This window comes from Streptococcus mitis (assembly GCF_946190335.1).
GTDB classification, from domain to species: domain Bacteria; phylum Bacillota; class Bacilli; order Lactobacillales; family Streptococcaceae; genus Streptococcus; species Streptococcus mitis_CH.
Genome location: NZ_CAMHZN010000004.1, coordinates 129,656 through 151,387, shown reverse-complemented (window position 1 = coordinate 151,387; position 21,732 = coordinate 129,656). Strand labels below are relative to the sequence as shown.

Annotated in this window: 18 protein-coding genes and 1 pseudogene; 5 read left to right on the top strand and 14 right to left on the bottom strand. The window is 41.8% G+C overall.

The genetic code is table 11. The features are described from left to right. Positions 1 to 93: 93 nt before the first annotated feature. Complete coding sequence (gene recJ / locus N8O43_RS07235; RefSeq protein WP_261089904.1) at positions 94 to 2,316, bottom strand: single-stranded-DNA-specific exonuclease RecJ; 2,223 nt, start codon at positions 2,314 to 2,316, stop codon at positions 94 to 96. A gap of 176 nt (positions 2,317 to 2,492) precedes the next feature. Here recJ and N8O43_RS07230 point away from each other — a divergent pair, with 176 nt between their 5' ends. The 5 genes and pseudogenes from N8O43_RS07230 to N8O43_RS07210 form a co-directional block, all read left to right on the top strand. After that, a complete protein-coding gene (locus N8O43_RS07230) occupies positions 2,493 to 3,251 on the top strand; it encodes an amino acid ABC transporter ATP-binding protein (RefSeq protein WP_125455069.1) in 759 nt (252 codons plus the stop codon). A 10-nt stretch (positions 3,252 to 3,261) separates the two neighbouring features. Further along, positions 3,262 to 4,056 carry a transporter substrate-binding domain-containing protein gene (locus N8O43_RS07225; RefSeq protein WP_261089903.1) on the top strand — a complete coding sequence of 265 codons (795 nt, stop codon included), beginning with the start codon at positions 3,262 to 3,264 and terminating at the stop codon, positions 4,054 to 4,056. Positions 4,057 to 4,068: 12 nt separating this feature from the next. Beyond that, a complete protein-coding gene (locus tag N8O43_RS07220; protein ID WP_261089902.1) occupies positions 4,069 to 4,746 on the top strand; it encodes an amino acid ABC transporter permease in 678 nt (225 codons plus the stop codon). A gap of 9 nt (positions 4,747 to 4,755) precedes the next feature. Next, the gene (locus tag N8O43_RS07215) at positions 4,756 to 5,415 is read left to right on the top strand and encodes an amino acid ABC transporter permease (protein WP_033689194.1); all 660 of its coding nucleotides are present in this window, start codon (positions 4,756 to 4,758) and stop codon (positions 5,413 to 5,415) included. A gap of 7 nt (positions 5,416 to 5,422) precedes the next feature. Continuing rightward, positions 5,423 to 5,494, top strand: a pseudogene (locus N8O43_RS07210) (excinuclease ABC subunit C); the annotation flags it as partial. Positions 5,495 to 5,590: 96 nt separating this feature from the next. On the opposite strand, the gene N8O43_RS07205 reads toward N8O43_RS07210, so the two are convergent. The 13 genes from N8O43_RS07205 to N8O43_RS07145 all read right to left on the bottom strand — a co-directional run bounded on the left by N8O43_RS07205 (position 5,591) and on the right by N8O43_RS07145 (position 21,708). Further along, complete coding sequence (locus N8O43_RS07205; protein WP_000229948.1) at positions 5,591 to 6,721, bottom strand: ABC transporter ATP-binding protein; 1,131 nt, start codon at positions 6,719 to 6,721, stop codon at positions 5,591 to 5,593. A gap of 112 nt (positions 6,722 to 6,833) precedes the next feature. After that, the gene (locus N8O43_RS07200; RefSeq protein ID WP_261089901.1) at positions 6,834 to 7,703 is read right to left on the bottom strand and encodes a PucR family transcriptional regulator; all 870 of its coding nucleotides are present in this window, start codon (positions 7,701 to 7,703) and stop codon (positions 6,834 to 6,836) included. Positions 7,704 to 7,706: 3 nt separating this feature from the next. Next, positions 7,707 to 8,093, bottom strand: a complete 387-nt coding sequence (locus N8O43_RS07195) for a Mini-ribonuclease 3 (RefSeq protein WP_070528982.1) — start codon at positions 8,091 to 8,093, stop codon at positions 7,707 to 7,709. Beyond that, positions 8,086 to 9,429, bottom strand: coding sequence for a cysteine--tRNA ligase (gene cysS, locus N8O43_RS07190; protein ID WP_261089900.1), 1,344 nt, complete (start codon positions 9,427 to 9,429; stop codon positions 8,086 to 8,088). The genes N8O43_RS07195 and cysS overlap by 8 nt, the downstream gene beginning before the upstream one ends. An 81-nt stretch (positions 9,430 to 9,510) precedes the next feature. Beyond that, complete coding sequence (locus N8O43_RS07185) at positions 9,511 to 10,395, bottom strand: GNAT family N-acetyltransferase (protein WP_261089899.1); 885 nt, start codon at positions 10,393 to 10,395, stop codon at positions 9,511 to 9,513. A gap of 11 nt (positions 10,396 to 10,406) precedes the next feature. Next, positions 10,407 to 11,024 carry a serine O-acetyltransferase gene (gene cysE / locus N8O43_RS07180; protein WP_261089897.1) on the bottom strand — a complete coding sequence of 206 codons (618 nt, stop codon included), beginning with the start codon at positions 11,022 to 11,024 and terminating at the stop codon, positions 10,407 to 10,409. A 15-nt stretch (positions 11,025 to 11,039) separates the two neighbouring features. After that, positions 11,040 to 13,253 carry a polyribonucleotide nucleotidyltransferase gene (gene pnp, locus N8O43_RS07175; RefSeq protein ID WP_261089895.1) on the bottom strand — a complete coding sequence of 738 codons (2,214 nt, stop codon included), beginning with the start codon at positions 13,251 to 13,253 and terminating at the stop codon, positions 11,040 to 11,042. A gap of 452 nt (positions 13,254 to 13,705) precedes the next feature. Continuing rightward, a complete protein-coding gene (gene metF / locus N8O43_RS07170; protein ID WP_261089893.1) occupies positions 13,706 to 14,572 on the bottom strand; it encodes a methylenetetrahydrofolate reductase [NAD(P)H] in 867 nt (288 codons plus the stop codon). Between the two features lie 101 nt (positions 14,573 to 14,673). Then, positions 14,674 to 16,923, bottom strand: a complete 2,250-nt coding sequence (gene metE, locus N8O43_RS07165) for a 5-methyltetrahydropteroyltriglutamate--homocysteine S-methyltransferase (RefSeq protein ID WP_049511043.1) — start codon at positions 16,921 to 16,923, stop codon at positions 14,674 to 14,676. 244 nt (positions 16,924 to 17,167) lie between these two features. Beyond that, complete coding sequence (locus tag N8O43_RS07160) at positions 17,168 to 17,530, bottom strand: TIGR02328 family protein (protein ID WP_261089891.1); 363 nt, start codon at positions 17,528 to 17,530, stop codon at positions 17,168 to 17,170. Continuing rightward, positions 17,514 to 17,918 carry a YbgA family protein gene (locus tag N8O43_RS07155; protein ID WP_261089889.1) on the bottom strand — a complete coding sequence of 135 codons (405 nt, stop codon included), beginning with the start codon at positions 17,916 to 17,918 and terminating at the stop codon, positions 17,514 to 17,516. Before N8O43_RS07155 ends, N8O43_RS07160 begins: the two co-directional genes overlap by 17 nt. 123 nt (positions 17,919 to 18,041) lie before the next feature. Then, a complete protein-coding gene (locus tag N8O43_RS07150) occupies positions 18,042 to 21,086 on the bottom strand; it encodes a type I restriction endonuclease subunit R (RefSeq protein WP_261089887.1) in 3,045 nt (1,014 codons plus the stop codon). A gap of 55 nt (positions 21,087 to 21,141) precedes the next feature. Continuing rightward, entirely contained in the window at positions 21,142 to 21,708 is a 567-nt protein-coding gene (locus tag N8O43_RS07145; protein ID WP_261223715.1) for a restriction endonuclease subunit S, read from the bottom strand. Between the last annotated feature and the right edge of the window lie 24 nt (positions 21,709 to 21,732).

Here is a 21,732-nt window from a genome sequence, read left to right as displayed (position 1 = left end):
ATCTTTTCCTAACATTATACCATTTTTTTGATGATTTTCAAAATGAAGATTTGTTTTCAAAAAAGAGCTGGTTTCCCAACTCTTTCCTATGATCTACTCTTTTTCCATTAAAAAGTCATAAATTTCTTGCACGGTACCCAGCGCCATCATTTCTTGGTCTTTGACGGTTTGTTTGAGATTTTGGTAAATCTGACTTTCTCCTATCTCTCTCTTTGGCGCTTCTTTATTGACTGTCATAACCCCATCTTTGATTACCACAAAACCTAATTCTTCAAATATTTGAATCATTTTGACCAGCAAGATTTGTTGAATATTGAGATAAGCAGCCAAATCCTTCAGTTTGTAGCGAATATCAAACTCTGGGAACTGGTAGATGGTCTTGTACAATTTGGCAAACTGCTCTCTAGTCCCATAACCTGTCAGATAGTAGGCCTTGTCAATATCATTTTTGAAATAGACAGCAGAGAAATTCTGTTCCTGAAAAATGGTCTTCAGCTGAGTAATATCCTCAGGAATAGTTTTTACGACAACAGCTTCACTAATCGCTATATCTGGCAGTTCTCCAGCAAAATCCAAGACTGGAACTCCTTCTGGCAAGACTGCATTTTTCCCACGGATGTTAAAGAGTTGAACACCCTCCACACGCGCATCCACCATCATCAACTGCAGGGCAGTTTGGCCATTCCATTGGTTGACAGACAATTTGACTGCCAGCTCTAGATTCTTGGTTTGAGAAAACTCTGTCGCCCATCTGCCTTGGCCAAAGGCTACCACTTCAAAACTCGCCTCACCCTTAGAAATTTTCAGTTTGAGATGGGCATTGCCTGCCCCCATAGCACGGGCACTTTCGACCTGAAAATCCTTGATATAAAAGATAGGTTTCTGATTGTCCATGCCAAAAGGTGCCAAACGTTCAAAACTTTTGACCGTTTCCAAGCTAAGTGTCTCCAAATCTAGCTCTTCATCTAGATTTAACTTGTTCTTGCCAGCAGCATCTGCTCCTTTTTCACGGACATAATCTTCCAAAACCTGAGATAAATCTGAGAGTTTCTCAACTTCCAGCGTCATTCCTGCCGCACCAGCATGACCACCAAAGGCGATGAAGAGGTCTCTATGAGGATCCAGAGCCTCAAAAATATCGACCGCTTCCACGCTACGAGCACTACCCTTGGCACGACCGTCCTCTATATTGAGAACGATGACTGTCTGCCCTAGTTCTTCCAACAAACGACCAGCCACGATTCCTAGAACCCCAGGATTCCAGCCCTCCTTAGCCAAAACTTGGACCTTCTTCTCAGGGTCCACCATGGTCTTAGCTTCTTCATAGATAGACTGAACGATTTCCTTGCGCTCTTCGTTTTTCTGATGAATCATGAGAGTAATCTCATGCGCTTCTTCATCATCAAACCCAGTCAGCAAATCAATGGCAGGATTGGGATCATCCAAACGGCCCAAGGCATTCAAACGAGGAGCAATCTGGAAACCAACCGTTTCTTCTGTTACTTCATTAGCGGCAATCCCAGCCATATCCAGCATTTCTTGTAAACCAATGCGCTGAGTATGCCCCAGCATTTCTAGACCATATTGAACCAAAATACGATTCTCATCTGTCAAACTAACCATATCAGCAATGGTACCAATAGCGACCAAATCAAGCAATTCCACTTGTACTTCTTCTAACAGGGCACAAGCCAGCTTGAAAGCCACTCCGCAACCAGCCAAATATTTGAAAGGATAGTTCGCATCCGGATGTTCAGGATGGACAATAGCATAGGCATCTGGTAAGGTTTCAGGTATGGAATGGTGGTCTGTCACAATGACATCTACTCCCATAGACTGAGCCAGTTCAATGGCTTCGTGACCCGCAACTCCATTGTCCACCGTCACAATCAAGGAAATCCCTTCTTGCTCGATAAAGTATTTATAAACACTAGCATTTGGACCATAGCCATCAGTAAAACGATTGGGCAGATAAACCCGGCACTCAGCGCCAAGCTGTTCCAAACTTTCCTTCACAATCGAAGCTGAAGTCATGCCATCCGCATCGTAATCTCCATAAATGAGGATATTTTCCCCTTCTTCAATAGCCTGACGAATCCGTCCCACTGCCTTATCCATATCATGGAGTAGATAAGGGTCATGCAAGTCCTCCAAGGAAGGTTCTAAAAACTTCTTCAGACTCTCTTGGTCCTGAATCCCTCTCTCAAATAGTAACCGAGCCACCTCAGGACCCAATCCAGCCTTCTTGGCTATCTTTGTAAAATCCGCATCTTCTACTTGCGGGGCAAACTGCCATTCATAAGTAGGTGTTATCAAAAAGACATCCACTCTTTCTAAGAATTCTATCGTTTCATTATAACATGATTTAGGCTTTTTCTCTATCCAGATTGCTTTTTTATAAAATTTTAGTGAATTTTTTCAGATATGATTTGACAAGACAAATTTTTTGGTGTAGAATCATGTTATAAAATCTAACACAAAGGAGATTCCTTATGGCTTTAGTAGAATTTGAACACGTCGAAAAATATTACGGAGACTACCACGCACTCCGCGACATCAATCTCCGTTTTGAAAAAGGGCAAGTTGTTGTCCTCCTAGGCCCTTCTGGTTCTGGAAAATCCACTCTTATCCGCACCATCAATGGTTTGGAGGCTGTTGACAAGGGAAGCCTTCTAGTAAATGGGCACCAAGTTGCTGGTGCCAGCCAGAAAGATTTGGTACCTCTTCGCAAGGAAGTTGGCATGGTTTTCCAACATTTTAACCTCTATCCGCATAAAACAGTGTTAGAAAACGTAACACTTGCACCTATAAAAGTTCTAGGAATTGATAAAAAAGAAGCTGAAAAAACAGCCCAAAAATATCTGGAATTTGTAAATATGTGGGACAAAAAAGATTCCTATCCAGCCATGCTATCTGGTGGACAAAAACAACGGATTGCCATCGCACGTGGACTCGCTATGGATCCTGAACTCCTCCTCTTTGATGAGCCAACGTCTGCCCTTGACCCTGAAACCATCGGTGATGTTCTGGCAGTTATGCAAAAATTAGCCCACGATGGTATGAATATGATTGTCGTTACCCATGAAATGGGCTTTGCCCGTGAAGTTGCTGACCGCATCATCTTTATGGCTGACGGAGAAGTTTTGGTGGATACGACAGATGTCGATGACTTTTTCGACAATCCAAGCGAACCTCGTGCCCAACAATTCCTCAGCAAAATCATCAACCACGAAAGTGACAAAGTCAAATAAGGAGGCGCCTATGAAAAAGAAATTCTTTTTATCCGCATTATTGATTAGCCTTTTCGGCCTTGCTACTACAAAACCAGTTCAGGCTGATACTAGTGTCGCAGACATTCAAAAGAGAGGCGAGCTGGTTGTCGGTGTCAAACAAGACGTTCCCAATTTTGGCTACAAGGATCCCAAGACAGGGACCTATTCTGGTATCGAAACTGACCTGGCCAAGATGGTAGCTGATGAGCTCAAGATCAAGGTTCGCTATGTACCTGTTACAGCACAAACTCGTGGACCCCTTCTAGACAATGAACAGGTCGATATGGATATCGCGACCTTTACCATCACAGACGAACGCAAAAAACTCTACAACTTTACCAGTCCCTACTACACAGACGCTTCTGGGTTTTTGGTCAATAAATCTGCCAAAATCAAAAAGATTGAGGACCTAAATGGCAAAACCATCGGAGTTGCCCAAGGTTCCATTACTCAGCGCCTGATTACTGAACTGGGTAAAAAGAAAGGCCTGACCTTTAAATTCGTCGAACTTGGTTCCTACCCAGAATTGATTACTTCCCTACACGCCCATCGTATTGATGCCTTTTCCGTTGACCGTTCTATCCTATCTGGCTACATCAGTAAACGGACAGAACTACTAGATGATAGTTTCAAGCCATCTGACTACGGTATCGTTACCAAGAAATCAAATACCGAGCTAAACAATTATCTTGATAACTTGGTTACTAAATGGAGCAAGGATGGTAGTTTGCAGAAACTTTATGACCGTTACAAGCTCAAACCATCTAGCCATACTGCAGATTAAGGAGGATACCCCATGACAGATTTATCATCTTGGACAGCCTATTTTCAGGATTTTGGACAATTTTTCAATGGTTTCCTCTTCACCCTTGCCCTAGCAATTGGATCCTTTATCCTCGCCATGGTTTTAGGCATCTTCTTTGGAGCCATGTCAACCAGCAAACGTCCAATTTTGCGCATTTTAGCTCGTATCTTTGTCGAATTTTACCAAAATACTCCCCTTTTGGTGCAGTTTGTTATCGTTTTTTATGGCCTACCTCTTATCAGTGACCATATCATCATGATTCCGATTTATTGGACAGCCGTTCTCTGCGTGGGACTCTATCACGGTGCCTATATCGCTGAGGTGATTCGCTCAGGCATTCAGTCTATTCCTAGCGGTCAGATGGAGGCTGCCTTGTCGCAAGGTTTTACCTATATCAGTGCCATGCGTTTGATTATCTTGCCTCAGGCTTTCCGTATCATTCTCCCTCCTTTGACCAACCAAATCGTCAACCTCATCAAGAATACCTCGACAGTCGCCATCATCTCTGGAGTGGACTTGATGTTTGTGACCAAGTCTTGGTCAGCTCTCAACGGAAATTATATCCCAGCCTTTTTAGGTGCTGCTCTTCTCTACTTTACCCTATGCTTCCCTGTGGCCCAGTTTGGTCGCAAGATGGAGCAAGCCAACAAAAAAGCCTATTCACTTTAGGAGGTTACTATGGAATCCATTTTAGAAGTTTTAACCCCAGATAACCTAATCTTTATCTTTAAAGGATTTGGCTTGACCCTCTATATTTCTCTGATTGCCATCGTCCTCTCTACCCTCATCGGAACGGTGCTAGCCGTCATGAGAAATGGCAAAAATCCTGTCTTGCGCATCATCTCCAGCATTTACATCGAATTTGTACGGAATGTTCCCAACCTTCTCTGGATTTTCACTATCTTTTTAGTGTTCAAGATGAAATCCACACCAGCAGGAATTACTGCCTTCACCCTCTTTACATCAGCAGCCCTAGCTGAGATTATCCGAGGCGGTCTCAATGCCGTAGACAAGGGGCAGTACGAAGCAGGAATGTCGCAAGGATTTACCTCAGCCCAAATCCTCTACCACATCATTCTCCCACAAGCAATCCGCAAAATGCTGCCAGCCATCATTTCTCAGTTTGTAACCGTGATTAAGGATACCAGTCTTCTCTACTCTGTTATCGCCCTACAAGAACTCTTTGGAGCCAGCCAAATTCTCATGGGCCGTTATTTTGAACCAGAGCAGGTCTTCAGTCTTTATATCCTGATTGCCCTCATCTACTTCAGCTTCAACCTAGCAATTTCGAGCCTATCTCATATGCTAGCAAAACGTTGGCAACAAGCTGCAGAATAAAGAAACAGCTCTCCCCAAACAGATTAAGAAACAAAATCCCAAAGCAGAGCTTATTTACCAAGGATTCAAGTTCAAATAACCACTCATACTCTCCTGGAATTTCCCAGGAGTTTTTTCTACTCAACCGCAAAAAAACACTGCCAGATTTCTAGCAGTGTTTTGAGTTTCATTTATCTTAGTAAACTGTTCTTTCAGTTTCTACATCAAAGAAGTGTGCTTTGTTCAAGTCAAATCCAAGTTCAACTGTTGCGCCTGTTTGCAAGTAGTCACGAGCGTCAACTTTGGCAACAAATTCGTCTTTACCAACTTGGCAGTAAAGGTGAGATTCTGAACCAAGCAATTCTGATACAGAGATAGTCGCTTTTACAACTGATTCTGGGAATGTTTCAAGGAAAGCAGGTTCTGCATTCACATCTTCTGGACGGATACCGAAGATCAATTCTTTACCTTCGTAGCCTTTTTCACGAAGAACTTTCAAAGCGCCTTCTGGCACTTTCAAACGGAAACCATCAGAAACAATTTCGCTTCCAACCAATTTCACATTAATGAAGTTCATAGCTGGGCTTCCAATGAATCCTGCAACGAATTTGTTAACTGGGTTTTTGTAAACTTCTTGAGGAGAACCGATTTGTTCTACACGTCCGATAGTACCTGTACCAGCAGGGTTCTTAGTTGCTGACATGATAACGATACGGTCTGCAAGTGTCATCGCTTCTGTTTGGTCGTGAGTTACGTAGATAGTTGTAGCTCCGATACGACGGTGGATTTTAGCGATTTCAGCACGCATTGATACACGAAGTTTTGCATCCAAGTTTGACAAAGGTTCGTCCATCAAGAATACTTTTGCATCACGGACAATCGCACGCCCCATGGCAACACGTTGACGTTGACCGCCTGAAAGGTCAGCAGGTTTACGTTCCAAGAATTCTTTCAATCCAAGGATTTCAGCTGCTTCTTGCACACGTTTGTCGATGTCTTCTTTGCTGTATTTACGCAATTTCAAACCGAAAGCCATGTTGTCATAAACAGTCATGTGTGGATAAAGAGCGTAGTTTTGGAATACCATGGCGATATCACGGTCTTTTGGAGCTACGTCGTTGACAACCACGCCATCGATAGATGCAGTTCCTTCTGTAATATCTTCAAGACCTGCGATCATACGAAGAGTTGTTGATTTACCACATCCTGAAGGACCTACGAAAACGATAAATTCTTTGTCTTTAATGTCCAAGTTGAAGTCTTCAACTGAGTAGTGTTCGCTGTTTGGATATTTTTTGTAAATATTTTTAAGATTCAATTCTACCATGAGGTGAACTCCTTTTGTCTTTTGATAGTTTTATTATATATGAAAACGCTTAACTTTTCTATGGCAAGATGACCAAAAAAATAAAAAAGTTCTGTGCAACTTGCACAAAACTTTATAAAATATCTGGTAAAATCAATTGATAACACAAGGTCAGGTCAGTCAATTCCTTCAACTGAAGCCCTGTCAATTCTTCCCATTTATCAATCTTGTATTGAAGAGAATTGCGGTGCAGATAGAGTTGCTGGGCTGTTTTAGTAAGAACAGCACTATTTTCCCAAAGAGAGAGAATGATTTCCTGAATCTGATCCTGGTCCAAAATCATCTGATGTAGACATTCCTTGATTGCCTTCAAATCCACGAGCCTTTCTCCCATACTCCAAAGATAGAGCTGAGAAAAAGTATGAACACCTTGGTGACCCTGACGCCACCAAGTCTTGAACAAATCCCGCTCCGCTTTGATTAAGTCTGATAGGGCTTGATTTCCTGTCTGAGACCAAACCTGTCCTAACATGATAGAGAGACGCAGTCCAAAGTCATACTCAACCGCTTCAATCGTATCACTTAAAATAGCTCGTACAGAAGTGTATTTATCTTGTTGAAGTACGAAAACATAATCCTGAGCTCCGACCTGAATCACCGTCTGACAGTTAGGAAAGAGGATCCGCATCATATCTAGCCAAGAAGCTAGATTTTCCTGCTGAAAATAGGAAAGATGACAATAAACCAACTGAATCTTTTTAAAAGTTTTCGGCGCCTGTCCCTTCCCCTCAATCAGATAGGGATACCAAGGATTGAGCGAAATAGTTTGCTCCTGTTTGGTTAAGAGAGCCACCAGTTGTTTTTCACGTTCGCTAAGACTAGCTTCCTCCAACAAAATCCACTGGTGAGAAGCTAAAGGTAGAGTGAGAAAGCCCTCTTTCTCTACTGGTTGGTCTGAAATCTGAGCCTCAGGAAACCAGTCTTGTAGTTCTTTTGCTATCATGTCTTAGCCCTCCACTTTTTGGATGCACCACGAAATCAAGCTCTCAAGTCGTTCCAGATTTTCAGTCATATGGAGATAGCCCATCACTGCTTCAAAACCTGTGGACATACGGTAAGTCACCACATCAGCATTTTTAGCCTTTGTGTGGCTATTGGTATTACGACCACGTTTGTAGATTTCTTCTTCTTTTTCCGTTAGGACTTGCTCCTCTAACATAAGGGAAATCAAGTGTGCCTGAGCCTTGGCTGACACATACTTGGTCGCTTCTTGGTGGAGTTTATTGGGTTTGGTCATACCTTTAAGGATGAGATGACGGCGAATATACATAGAATACACCGCATCTCCTTCAAAGGCTAGCGCAATCCCGTTAATGAGATTGACATCAATCACGTGTCCACCTCACTCCATCCTTGGTGTCAAGAAGCTTAATTCCTTGAGCAGCCAATTGGTCACGGATCTGGTCCGCTGTCGCAAAGTCACGATTGGCACGCGCTTCTTGGCGTTTTTGAATCAAGGATTCGATCTCAGCGTCCAAAACTTCCTCAACAAAGACAATTCCAAAGACTTCCAACATATCCGCAAAAGCTTGCTTGACACTTGCATCATAGTTGCCGGAATTGATCCATTTGGCCATTTCAAAGACTACTGTAATACCATTGGCAGAGTTGAAATCCTCATCCATAGCTGCTACAAACTTGTCTTTAAAAGCTTGTAACTCTTGAGTATCCACGTTTCCTGTAAATGGTTGTTCATAGGTGTTTTTCAGATACTTTAGATTGGTCTCTGCATCCCGCACTGCCTTTTCTGTAAAGTTGATTGGCTTGCGGTAATGCTGAGTCGCAAAGAAGAAACGAAGAACTTGACCATCAAGAGTCTTAAGAGCATCATGTACGGTAATAAAGTTACCCAAGGACTTGGACATCTTGACATTGTCGATATTGACAAAGCCATTGTGCATCCAGTAGTTGGCAAAAATCTTACCTGTTTTGGCTTCTGACTGGGCAATTTCATTGGTATGATGAGGAAACTCGAGATCGGCTCCGCCACCGTGGATATCAATGGTATCGCCCAAAATCTCTGTCGACATGACTGAACACTCGATATGCCAGCCCGGACGACCAGGTCCCCAAGGGCTATCCCAAGAAATCTCACCTGATTTAGCAGCTTTCCAAAGGGCAAAGTCCACAGGATTTTCCTTGCGAGCTGTTTCTTCATCAGTACGACCTGAAGCACCTAGCTCCAAATCTTCCAAGGTTTTATTGGCCAACTGGGCATAGTTATGAGATTTTTCCACACGGAAATAGACATCTCCTTGACTCTCGTAGGCAAAGCCTTTTTCAATCAAGTCTTCCACAAAGCGGATGATGTCAGCCATAAACTCCACCACACGCGGATGGCGAGTCGCAGGTTTGACGCCCAAGGCCGTCACATCCTCACGAAAGGCAGCGATGTACTTGTCCGCAACCTCCTGAGGCGTGATCCCTTCTTCCTTGGCACGGTTGATAATCTTATCATCCACATCTGTGAAATTGGAAATATAGGTAACCTCAAAACCACGGTACTCAAAATAACGTCGAATCGTATCAAAAGCCAGCGTTGAACGGGCATTCCCCACGTGGATATAGTTATACACGGTTGGCCCACAAACATACATCTTGACCTTGCCGTCCTCAATCGGGACAAATTCTCGCAAAACACGAGACATGGTGTCGTAGATTTTAATCATAAATCATAATCAGGAAAGCTAAAATCCAAGAACAATTAGTTTCATCACTGAGAGTTCAATTGAATTTCAGTCCGAATGTCTCTACACTTCGGAATCCCTTGCTCCTTTCTCATTCAGATAAACCACCTGAGTCTGTTTGACAAAGCCAATTTTTTCATACAAACGTTTGGCACCTACATTGCTATCTTCCACTGCAATCTGAAATTCCTTATCATTTTGCTCAATTAGTTGGTTGACAAGGGATTTTGCTAAGTAGCTTCCATAGCCTTTCCCACGTTCAGGTTCAGATATTGCTAAACCGTAGAAGTAATTCGTATTAGTCGATAAATCTACCGTGCAAGTTCCAATAACCTGACCGTCTTTTAACAAAATATATAAGCGACTTTCTGGATCCTTCAGAGCTTCAGCGACATATCTATCCACAATCTCTCTAGACTCATGTTCCTCTGAGAATGCCTGAAATTTTAACTGACTAATTTGCTCCTGATACGAACTATCTGCTAACAAAACTTCAAGATTAGAAAAATTTGCTAACGGATAAGGTTTTCTATCCTTACCTAACCAAGTTTCTGTCTCTTCATCCTCGACCAATCCCCAGTTGCTAACAAAATCAGGATGGCGGTCTAGAAAAACACGCTCTGTCTGAAAAGTGACTGAACAAATAGAGAAAGAAGCTGTTTCTCTCTCAAAACTAGTAAACAATGCACGCGCAATCCCCTGACGGCGATGAGCTGGATGAACCAGTATCGTCACTTCTACATCTTGGTCATCTGCATAGACAGTTAAGAGACCAACAAGTTCGCCTTTTTCATAATAAAGGAAAAAGGCGGGCATGTTTGAGTCAAAATTAAGCATGTTAGAGAGATAGGGATCACGATAGGTACCGTCATAGTTTTGGCAACAGTTAATTAGTTTTTTCGCCTCAGATAACTCCTCTTGGCTTAACTTGTTTCTTGCTTGAATCATATAAGTATCCTCTACAACCCCGACGATCTATGACTTACATCTTTAGCCTGATCGAGTTTATTGACGTAGTACTCTCGTTTTTCTTCGACTTCGTGGATCGTCGGTTCATCCTTCTGTCCATGAACTCGGACAATCTTGGCCGGAATACCGACAACCGTCACATCACTAGGTACATCTGCTACGACAACTGCTGCAGCACCGACCTTGGCATTTGCACCAATTTCTACAGGACCAATAACTTGGGCATGGGCTGATATGAGAGCTCCCTTTCGAACGGTCGGATGGCGTTTGCCAACATCCTTACCAGTTCCACCAAGAGTCACCCCATGATAGAGGAGAACTCCCGTCTCAACGATAGCCGTCTCTCCAATCACCAAGCCAGAACCGTGGTCGATAAAGACACCTGAATCAATCTGGGCACCTGGATGGATTTCAATCTGAGTCCAGAAGCGCCAAAACTGACTGTGCATACGAGCAAAGAGTTTGAAGCCGTGCTTCCAGAGAAAATGCGAGAGACGGTGGGCCGCCAAGGCCTTGACACCTGGATAAGTCAGCAAAACCTCCAAAGTGGTGCGGGCCGCTGGATCATTTTCTTTTACGATATCAATGGTTTCGCGCCACCATCCCATACATTTCTCCTTTTCTTATTCTGAATCTTTTGGTGTTTCTGTAAATTCTTTCTTAGGTTTGTGATCCTTGTGATGACGTGGGCGGTGAGGTCTCTCAGACTTTTCGCCTTTTTCATCACGTTCAGGTTTTGGAGGACGAGGAAGAAGGGCTTTCATAGAAGCATCCACACGTCCTTTTTCATCAATCTTGATAACCTTAACATCAACTTCATCCCCGATTGCTACCAAGTCTTCGACATTATTGGTACGCGTCCAAGCCATCTCAGAGATATGAACAAGGGCATCTGTCTTATCAAAGAGGTTAACAAAGGCACCAAATTTCTCGATACGAACGACTTTAGCACGGTAAACTTCATCCACTTTGGCTTCACGGACCAAACCAGCAATAATTTCTTTAGCACGATTGATGGCATCTTGGTCGCTAGAGTAGATAGATACATTTCCTTCTTCATCGATATCAATCTTAACGCCTGTTTCAGCGATAATCTTGTCGATGGTTTCTCCACCCTTACCAATGACAATCTTAATCTTGTCCACATCAATCTTGATAGTATCAATTTTCGGAGCAGTTGGAGCCAATTCTGGACGAACTTCTGGAATGGTTGCTTCAATCACATCAAGGATTTCAAAACGCGCTTTCTTGGCTTGAGCAAGTGCTTCAGTCAAGATTTCTGCAGTGATTCCTTGAATCTTGATATCCATTTGAAGGGCTGTAATCCCGTCACGAGTTCCTGCAACCTTGAAGTCCATGTCTCCAAAGTGGTCTTCCAAACCTTGGATATCTGTCAAGACTGTGTAGTTGTTTCCATCTGAGATGAGACCCATGGCAATCCCTGCTACTGGCGCCTTGATTGGCACACCACCAGCCATAAGGGCAAGAGTTCCCGCACAGATAGAAGCTTGAGATGAAGAACCATTTGATTCTAAAACTTCTGCTACCAAACGGATAGCATATGGAAATTCTTCCAAACTTGGCAAAACTTGAGCAAGAGCACGCTCACCAAGAGCACCGTGACCGATTTCACGACGACCTGGCGCACCGTAACGGCCAGTTTCCCCTACAGAATATTGAGGGAAGTTATAGTGGTGCATAAAGCGTTTTTTGTACTCTGGATCCAAACCATCAATGATTTGAGTTTCACCCATCGGAGCCAAGGTCAAGACTGAAAGGGCCTGAGTTTGCCCACGAGTAAAGAGACCAGAGCCGTGCACACGAGGAAGGAAGTCAACAACCGCATCCAAAGGACGGATTTCATCGACCTTACGACCGTCAGGACGCACCTTGTCTTCTGTAATCAAGCGGCGCACTTCTGCGTGTTCCATTTGTTCCAATATTTCAGCCACATCACGCATGATACGGTCAAATTCTTCGTGGTCCGCATATTTTTCTTCGTAAACAGCAGTTACTTGGTCCTTTACTGCTTGAGTTGCCGCTTCACGAGCCAACTTTTCTTCTACTTGGACCGCTTTTTGGAGGTCACTGTTGTAGGCTGCAATAATTTCAGCTTGCAAGTCAGCATCTACATGAAGCAATTCTACTTCTGCTTTTTCTTTACCGACAGCCGCAACGATTTCTTCTTGGAAGGCAATCAATTCTTTGACTGCTTCGTGCCCTTTAAGAAGGGCTTCCAACATGATTTCTTCTGACAATTCTTTAGCACCAGACTCTACCATGTTGATGGCATGTTTAGTTCCTGCAACTGTCAATTCAAGAAGCGATTGCTCTGCTTGTTCTTGACTTGGGTTGATGATGATTTGACCATCTACATAGCCCACTTGTACTCCAGCAATTGGTCCGTCAAATGGAATATCTGAGATAGAAAGCGCCAAGGATGAACCAAACATAGCTGCCATAGGTGCAGATGCATTTTCATCGTAAGAAAGGACAGTGTTAATCACTTGCACTTCATTACGGAAACCTTCCGCAAACATAGGACGAATCGGACGGTCAATCAAACGCGCTGTCAAGGTTGCATCTGTTGAAGGACGTCCTTCACGTTTCATAAAGCCACCAGGAAACTTCCCAGCCGCATACATTTTTTCTTCGTAGTTGACTTGGAGAGGGAAGAAATCCCCAGTTGCCATCTTCTTAGACATCACGGCCGCAGTCAAGACAGTTGACTCTCCGTAACGAACGACAACAGAACCATTTGCTTGCTTAGCAACCTGACCAGTCTCTACAATTAACTCACGACCCGCAAAAGTCGTTTGAAACACATGTTTTGTCATTTTAATCCCCTTTGGATTGATGAAATTATACGCCTTGCCTACAAAGATCAAGATACAAAGGGCGTAAAGAATCCCGTATGAAAATAGGAGATTGACGCAGTGTACGATTCACACCAGGAAATCTATCTTTTTCACTAGGGATTTAGCCCGTGTTTAATTACTCAAGATACAAATCATTAGATAGGTTTGATGCTAAAGCATCTAAACCTTTCACGCTAATCGCTATCAGGCGATTAGCTAAATGCTTTACTAACTCTCTCGTCAAATAAAATCGATTTGACTCACTCGTGTCGTTCCAACCACATTTGAAAAAAGCCTTTAAAACTTTAATACCCTCATCTTTGTATCAAGTACGTACAGAGTCTATTTTATCATATTTTTCTTAAAAAGTGCGGTCTTTACCATTAAAAAGGAACCATTCTCCTCAGCTGAGAAGAATGGTTTGCTTTTTATTATCCTAGAGACTGGTGATTAAACAAGGCATGGGTTGCTTGGTGGATGTATTTTGCTGTATCCGCATTGTTCATGGTGTAGAGATGCACACCGGCAACATCCTGAGTTACCAAGTCCACGATTTGGTCCACTGCATAGGCAAGTCCTGCCGCTCTGAGCGACTCAGGGTCATGCTCATACTTGTCTAAGATGGCTTTAAATTTGCGTGGAAGGTGGATATTCTCACAAGTCTTCAAGAGGCGGAGAGCCTGATTTCGATTCAGAATTGGCATAATCCCTGCATGAATGGGAATATCAATCCCAGCCAAAGTACATTTGTCTTGGAAATCATAGAAGCGCTCATTGTCAAAGAAAAGCTGAGTTACAAGGCTCGAACAGCCTGCATCCACTTTCTTCTTAAGATTTTGAATATCTGAAATCTGATTTGGCGAATCAGGGTGCCCTTCTGGATAACAAGCTCCGACAATATCAAAGTGAGGGGCTTGCTCCTTGATGAACTCAATCAAGTCAGTTGCGTAGCGGAAATCCTTTTGTGGTTCCACATCTGGAATAATATCCCCACGCAAGGCCAAGATTTTCTGTACCCCAACCTTGTCCAAGTCAGCAATGGTTTCAGCCACCTTGTCCTTAGTCAAATAGATGGCTGGCAAGTGGGCAATAGTCGGAATCGTCAAGTCATTTTGGATAAAGTCAGCCAAACGAACCGTCGTTTCCTTGATATTAAATTTATTATTGCTGGCAGTCACACTGATAAAGTGGGGAGCCAACTCCTGCATATTTTGAAGAGCTACAATAATCTTATCGTTGCCTACTGCTGGGTTGGGAGGGAACACTTCAAATGAGAGTGACGGTGTTTGGCGTGACATAGTCATTATCCTTTTCTAGTTGATTTTTTCGTTAGCTGGATTCCTAGAATCCAAGTGAAACAGGCAGATTGACCAAACAGCGCTTCTTGAGAAATCCTATCTTACAATTTCTCACGCGCAGCTTTAGCTGCTTCAACAAGGCGGATCAAGCTTTCTTTTGTTTCTGGAATACCACGTGTTTTCAAACCACAGTCAGGGTTGATCCAAACTTTCTTGCTTGGCACTTTAGCAAGGATGGCTTCGATTGTATTGTCGATTTCGCCTTCATTTGGCACACGAGGTGAGTGGATATCGTAAACCCCAGGTCCCACTTCTGTTTGGAAGTTTTTCGCTTTAAGTTCGTCCAAGATTTCAAGGTTTGAACGGCTAGCTTCAAAGGAAATAACATCTGCATCCATGTTGTCGATAGCTGGGATGATATCTGTAAATTCTGAGTAACACATGTGAGTGTGGATTTGTGTGTCTGGCGCTACTGTTGAGTGTACCAAGCGGAAGGCAGGAATAGCCCAGTCAAGGTAGTCTTCGTACCAGTCGCTACGACGGAGTGGCAATTTCTCACGAAGAGCAGCCTCGTCGATTTGGATGATCTTCACGCCAGCAGCTTCAAGGTCAAGAACTTCATCCTTGATAGCAAGAGCGATTTGAAGAGTTGAATCCTTGATAGAGATGTCTTCACGTGGGAATGACCAGTTGAGAATAGTTACTGGTCCAGTCAACATACCCTTAACAGGTTTGTTTGTACGGCTTTGTGCATAGCTAGACCATTTAACAGTGATAGGGTTAAGACGAGTTACATCACCCCAGATGATTGGTGGTTTCACCCCACGCATACCGTATGATTGTACCCAACCATTTTTAGAGAAGAGGTAACCTGATAAGTTTTGACCGAAGTACTCAACCATGTCATTACGCTCGAATTCACCGTGAACAAGGACATCAAAGTCGATATCTTCTTGCCATTTGATCCATTCATCGATCGTTTCAGCAAGGAAAGCATCGTACTCTTCTTGAGACAATTCACCTTTACGGTAAGCCAAACGTTTGGCACGAACTTCTTTTGTTTGAGGGAATGAACCGATAGTTGTTGTTGGAAGAGCTGGAAGTTTGAAAGCTTCTTCTTGGATAGCTTCACGTTCTGCAAAGGCTGGCAAACGAGTGTAGTCTGCGTCTGTCAAGCCAGCGATACGCGCACGAAGTTCCGCATTTTCACCCACACGTTCAGTCGCAAAGAGTTCTTTGTTGGCTGCAAGTGCTTCTTCTCCTTGACCATTGCGGATAGCATCCAAATCACGAATCTCATCTAATTTTTCAACTGCAAAGGCAAAGTGGTTCAAGATAGCTGGTTCAAATTCTTCGTTAGCTGTTGTAAATGGCACATGAAGAAGTGAGCATGAGCTTGTCAAGACAATGTTTTCAGCTGGGATTTGCTCAAGAACAGCCAAGCTCTTTTCGTAGTTGTTACGCCAGATATTTTTACCATTGACAATACCTGCATAAAGAGTCTTGTCAGCTGGGAAGCCACCTTTAACCAATTCAAGAGTTTTCTTACCTTCAACGAAATCAAGACCGATGGCATCTACTGGCAATTTTACAAGGTCAGCGTATACGTCACGAACGTCTCCGAAGTAAGTTTGAAGCAAGACTTCAAGACCTTTTTTGTCAGCCAAGAGTTTGTTGTAGAGATTTAAGAAGAGAGCTTTTTCTTCAGCTGTCAAGTCTTTTACAAGAGCCGCTTCATCCAATTGGATGCGAGTCGCACCAAGTTCAGCCAATTTTGCAAAAACTTCTTGGTAAGCAGCCACTAAGCTGTCTACGAAGTCTTCTGCTTTCACGCCTTCTTCAAAATCTGACAATTGAAGGAAAGTGAATGGACCTACAAGAACAGGACGAGTGTTCAATCCAAGTTCTTTTGCTTCTTGGAACTCATCAAAAATCTTGTGACCTGCCAATTTGACTTGAGTGTCTTTTTCAAACTTAGGAACGATGTAGTGGTAGTTGGTGTTGAACCATTTCTTCATTGGAAGGGCGCGAACGTCTCCTTTTTCTCCTTGGTAACCACGACCCAAAGCGAAGTAGCGCTCAAGGTCAGACAAGTCCAAGTTTTGAACTGAAGCAGGTACCACGTTGAAAAGGAAAGCTGCATCTAGGAAGTTGTCATAGTGAGAAAAGTCATTTGATGGAATTTCAGTGATGCCTTTTTCTTTGACAATGTTCCAGTGTTTAGCACGCAAGTCTTTTGCTGCTGCAAGGAGTTCTTCTTCTGAGATTTCTTTTCTAAAGTATTTTTCAGTTGTAAATTTTAATTCGCGGAATTCGCCCAAACGAGGGAAACCGATGATTGTAGTTGACATGATGTGTCCTCCAAAATTTGTTGTTGAAACTATCTTAACAGAAAAGAATGCGTCTGTATAATTGTAAAAAATTAGGCTTTGATATAGTTTGAAACTATACCTCTGTTTTGGACAAAAGAAAAAGACTTGAGACAAATGCCTCAAATCCTTTGTATAGCTTGTTTTATAGCTGTATTTTAGTTAGACTGGTCAAACGCGTTATTAGTAATTCTTATAAGTGACTATGACTTGTTATTAGAAAAGACTATAGGTTGATCCCCTTCTCTCTGAGATTATCCAAACACTCCTCATAGTAAGCATCGTCATGTTCACTGTATATAGGACTAGTCCACTTCTCCTCTACCAAATCTTGGTAAGGAGGGCAAGTCTTGCCACGGTAGTTCTTGTCCAACCACTCTGGACTGACATTGTAGCCACGGTCAGCCATCTCCTCCATGATCAAACGATGATAGGCATAGAGACGATAGGGCGAGTGGGTAAAAACATAGTCCACCGTTGCGTGCTTTCTACCCCAGCCATTGCCACGCAGGGCGCAACACTCTCGATGTTGCCCCAAAAGCTGAGGCCGGGGAAGTTGCGAAATTAAGTCCTCATGCCAAAGTCTCATGGGAGTCTCCTTTCAATAAAGTCGAATGTTGCAAGTAGGTATTTGGATAGTGTTTAAGCAAGTCTCGAGTCTTAGCGATTACATCTTCCTTGGAAGCCTGACCAAAGCGATACCAATCCAGCAAGAGCATATAGTCTTTTCTCTCAGCTTCTGTCGCTTTCTTTTTGAAATATCCCCAAATATGCTGAAAAGCATTGCAAACCTGACCCCTGTGTTCTGGAATCTGACAGGCACGGTCAATCATCTCTTGAACCTGACTCACCTCGACCTCTTCATTCTTGAGATACTGACGAATCTCATTGTAAATATTGCTAGAATGGCTCAAGACAAGGTATTTGTTTCTAGCCCAGAGTTGTTGGCACTGGGATTTTTGATTAGTTTGTTCCATGTTTCTCCTTGTTTTCTATCAGTTTCCAGGAAATATGGAAACAAAGTTGTATCTAAAAAATGAGCGAATAAATAGTGTTTTTTGTAGAGCCTGATTTTTCTAATAAATATTAGTCAACAATCTTTAAATACCTGAATAAGTCTCTACTAACAACTGAATCTTACGTAAAACTTCTTGCTTTTTCCGTTCACGCGCTCCTTGTCTACGAGAAGTTGGTGGAATAATCGAATCCAAATCAGTCCCACTATTTTCAGCATAACCTCGTTGAATTGATTTGTCTATGAATAATTGATAATCAGCTACAAGTTTCTCAGCCTCAGCTAGGTCGTGAATCGCAATTTTCTTGCGCTCCTTGCCATATTCGTAGAAAGCATTGATAATCCCATCATGATCTTTCAATTTTTGCAAATCGGTGTCATTGATAAACCCGATTACCAACTCTTCTTTGGCACGAATATCAATACTAGAACGAATCACACGACTAACTTCTGCTTTCATTGCTTCTTTAGACTCAGAATTCTTAGATTTTTCAACAATCAATGCAAGAATGTAGTCCAGATTAATCTCATCTGTTTTTAAGAGTTCTATTTCAAATTCAACATCTGAAAGATCAACATCCAAATCCTTGGTCTTTTCATAGTTCTTAAGATTCAAAAATTCATCTCGAATTTCCACATAAGTACTTCTTAAATCCTGAAGATAACCTTCTGAAATAGGTTTGTCGATTTCTTGAAATTCGTCATAATTTCGAAGAACATTATCAAGCTTCAGTAATTCACCAAACAACTTAACAAACTCTTTTTTATCATGCTCTGTTTCAATTTCTTGCGGATTCGGAAATCTTTCCAGAATTTCCTGACAGACCTCAGTATAGCCTTTGACCTCGATGCCCGTTACTTGATCCACGAAACCATCCATATATTCGCTAAAGCTTTTTTCCAAGATGATTTCAAGCTTATTGGTGTCTCCAAAAGTCTTAATAGCTTCTTGCGTAGCCTTTTCTAAATCACGGAAACAAACAATATTCCCAAAAGGTTTAACTTTGTTAAAAATCCGATTGGTTCTCGAGAATGCCTGAATCAAACCATGATAACGTAGGTTTTTATCGACAAAGAGTGTATTCATAGTAGGGGCATCAAATCCCGTCAAGAACATACCGACTACAATCAGCAAATCCACTTCCTTGGATTTAACGCGTTTGGAAAGGTCACGATAGTAATTTTGAAACTCCTTCCCATCAGCTGAGAAGTTGGTCTTAAACATGTGATTATAATCATCAATCGCTCTAGAAAGAAACTCTTTAGAAGATAGAGGCATGGCTGTTTCTTGAGGCTCTAGCTCTTCATCTTGAATTTCGCCGTAAGCTGACTGTTCTTCGTTAGGTGCAAAGCTAAAGATAGTCGCAACTTTCAATCGTTTAGTTTCTGGTAATACTACTTGCTGTCGCTGGAGCTCTTCATAGTATAATTTTGCTGCTTCAATACTTTGTACAGCCAGCATGGCATTAAATCCAGACAATTGTTTTTGCTTATGAGTATAGTGTTGATTTCGGTGTGTTTTGGTGTTATAAACTCGAAGTAAGTATTCTGTGATGGTTGCTATCCGTTCTGGATGTAGAAGTAGTTCCTTCTCCATCTTTTTGAGTTTCTTCTCGTCAATCTCTCGTCCAACTGCTTTTTCAGCTTCTCTATACTTATTGATTTCAGGCTTGATATAGTTGTAATCAACCTTGAACTTCAATACTTTTTTATCTCGAATAGCATCCGTGATAACGTAGTTATGAAGCTGTTCTCCAAAAACTTCTTGTGTCGTTTCTCCTGTTAAACTATTTTCTGGGAAAATTGGTGTCCCTGTAAATCCAAATAAGGCATACTGTTTAAAAGCCTTCTTAATGCGCTTTTGAGCCTTCCCAAACTGAGAACGATGACACTCGTCAAAAATCAAGACACATTTCTTAGCATAGACTTCATGATTAGGATTTGCAGTGATAAACTTATTTAACTTTTGAATAGTTGTGACAACGATTCGATCATCATTTTCTTCGATACTGCGTTGTAGTTCTTTTGTATTGTTACTACCATTGACTGAATTTGGTTGGAATTTTTGATATTCCTTCATAGTTTGATAGTCTAAGTCTTTTCTATCTACAACGAATATCACTTTGTCAATGTAGTCCAACTCTGTCGCTAAGCGCGCAGTCTTAAAGCTGGTCAAGGTTTTCCCTGACCCTGTCGTATGCCAGATATAACCACAAGCATTGATGGTTCCAAAATTCTTCATTTCATTGGAAGAATGAATCTTGCGCAAGATACTTTCAGTTGCTGCTATCTGATAAGGACGCATGATGAGCAAGGTATTATCCACATCAAAAACACAATACTTGGTCAAAACTTCCAAGAGGACACGCTTGCTTAAGAAAGTAACAGTAAAATCTTCCAATTCGTGAATGGTCTTATTCTTACGGTCTGCCCACTCACAGGTAAACTCATAGTGATTTTTATTCTGAGCTGTTGTATTTGCAAAGTAGCGTGTATAAGTACCATTCGAAATCACAAAAATCTGAACATACTTATACAAAGAATTTTCGCTGTTAAAGCTTTCCTTACTATAACGGTGAACCTGATTAAAGGCTTCTTGCAGACTAACTCCCCGCTTCTTCAATTCAATCTGAACTAGCGGAAGACCATTGACTAAAATTGTCACATCATAACGGTTGGTATGACTCCCCACTTGCGTCACTTGGTTGATGACCTGCATACTGTTGTTGTGAATGTTTTTCTTGTCAAGGATGAAAATATTTTTAATCCGTCCATCATCAAAAACAAAGTCATAGATATGATTTTCTTGGATTTTTCGTGTTTTTTCAACCAAACCTTCATTGGGACAATCTAAATACTCGACTACAAAACGTTGCCATTCAGCATCCGTAAACGTAACCTTATTAAGCTTTTCAATTTGAACCTTTGCATTCGCTAAAAGCTCCGCAGGTGTATGGATATCCAATCGTTCATAATTGAGACCATTGACCAAATCCATAAGCAATTGTCTTTCCAAATCTGCCTCAGACTGAAATTCTCTATCTGTGCGATACTCCGGTTGATACTCAGCCAAGAGAATCCCTTCATTTGTTTCCGCAATTACTTCATGTACTTTTGAATAATCAACCATGGCATGCTTCCTTTTTTGTTTTAATTAAGATTCTTTCTCAAAATGATTCTGGAATTTATCTAGTGAAGTTTAATAATTGTTCTCTCCAGTATTCATACTGTTTCTGTCTTAGTTCAATTTCCTTTGGAAGGCCCTCAGAAAGAGAGTTGGTTAAGGTGTTGAAATTGTCAAGAATGGAGACGATTCTCTCTTGTTCGGAAAGGGATGGTAAGATAATCTTCATTTTTGCAAGATTTTTAGGATAAAGTTCAATTACTTTTGTACCAAGTACTCTTTTTTCCTTTTGAATTTGGAAAAATCTAGTTCTAAAAAGATAGGCTAAAAATTTAGTATTTTGCTCAGTTCTGATTATACATGAATGCCCACCTATACAAACTTCCTCTTTCCCTAACCAAACTACAGATTTACCAACATCCTCAACATTTTCAGACGTCGTCGCAACAATCAAATCACCAGTTTTAGCTTTTTGAAGTTTTCTTGCTAACTCTGAATTTATAAATGATTTTGTTCTCTCAGTCTCAATTCCATAATATGTATATATCTGTCCGTAATGAATGCACGGAACACCGACATCCTGGAAATCTTTCTTCTGTAAGCCATTACCTCGAATAATATCTCCCAAAGCTCCCAACTCCACTCGAATTGG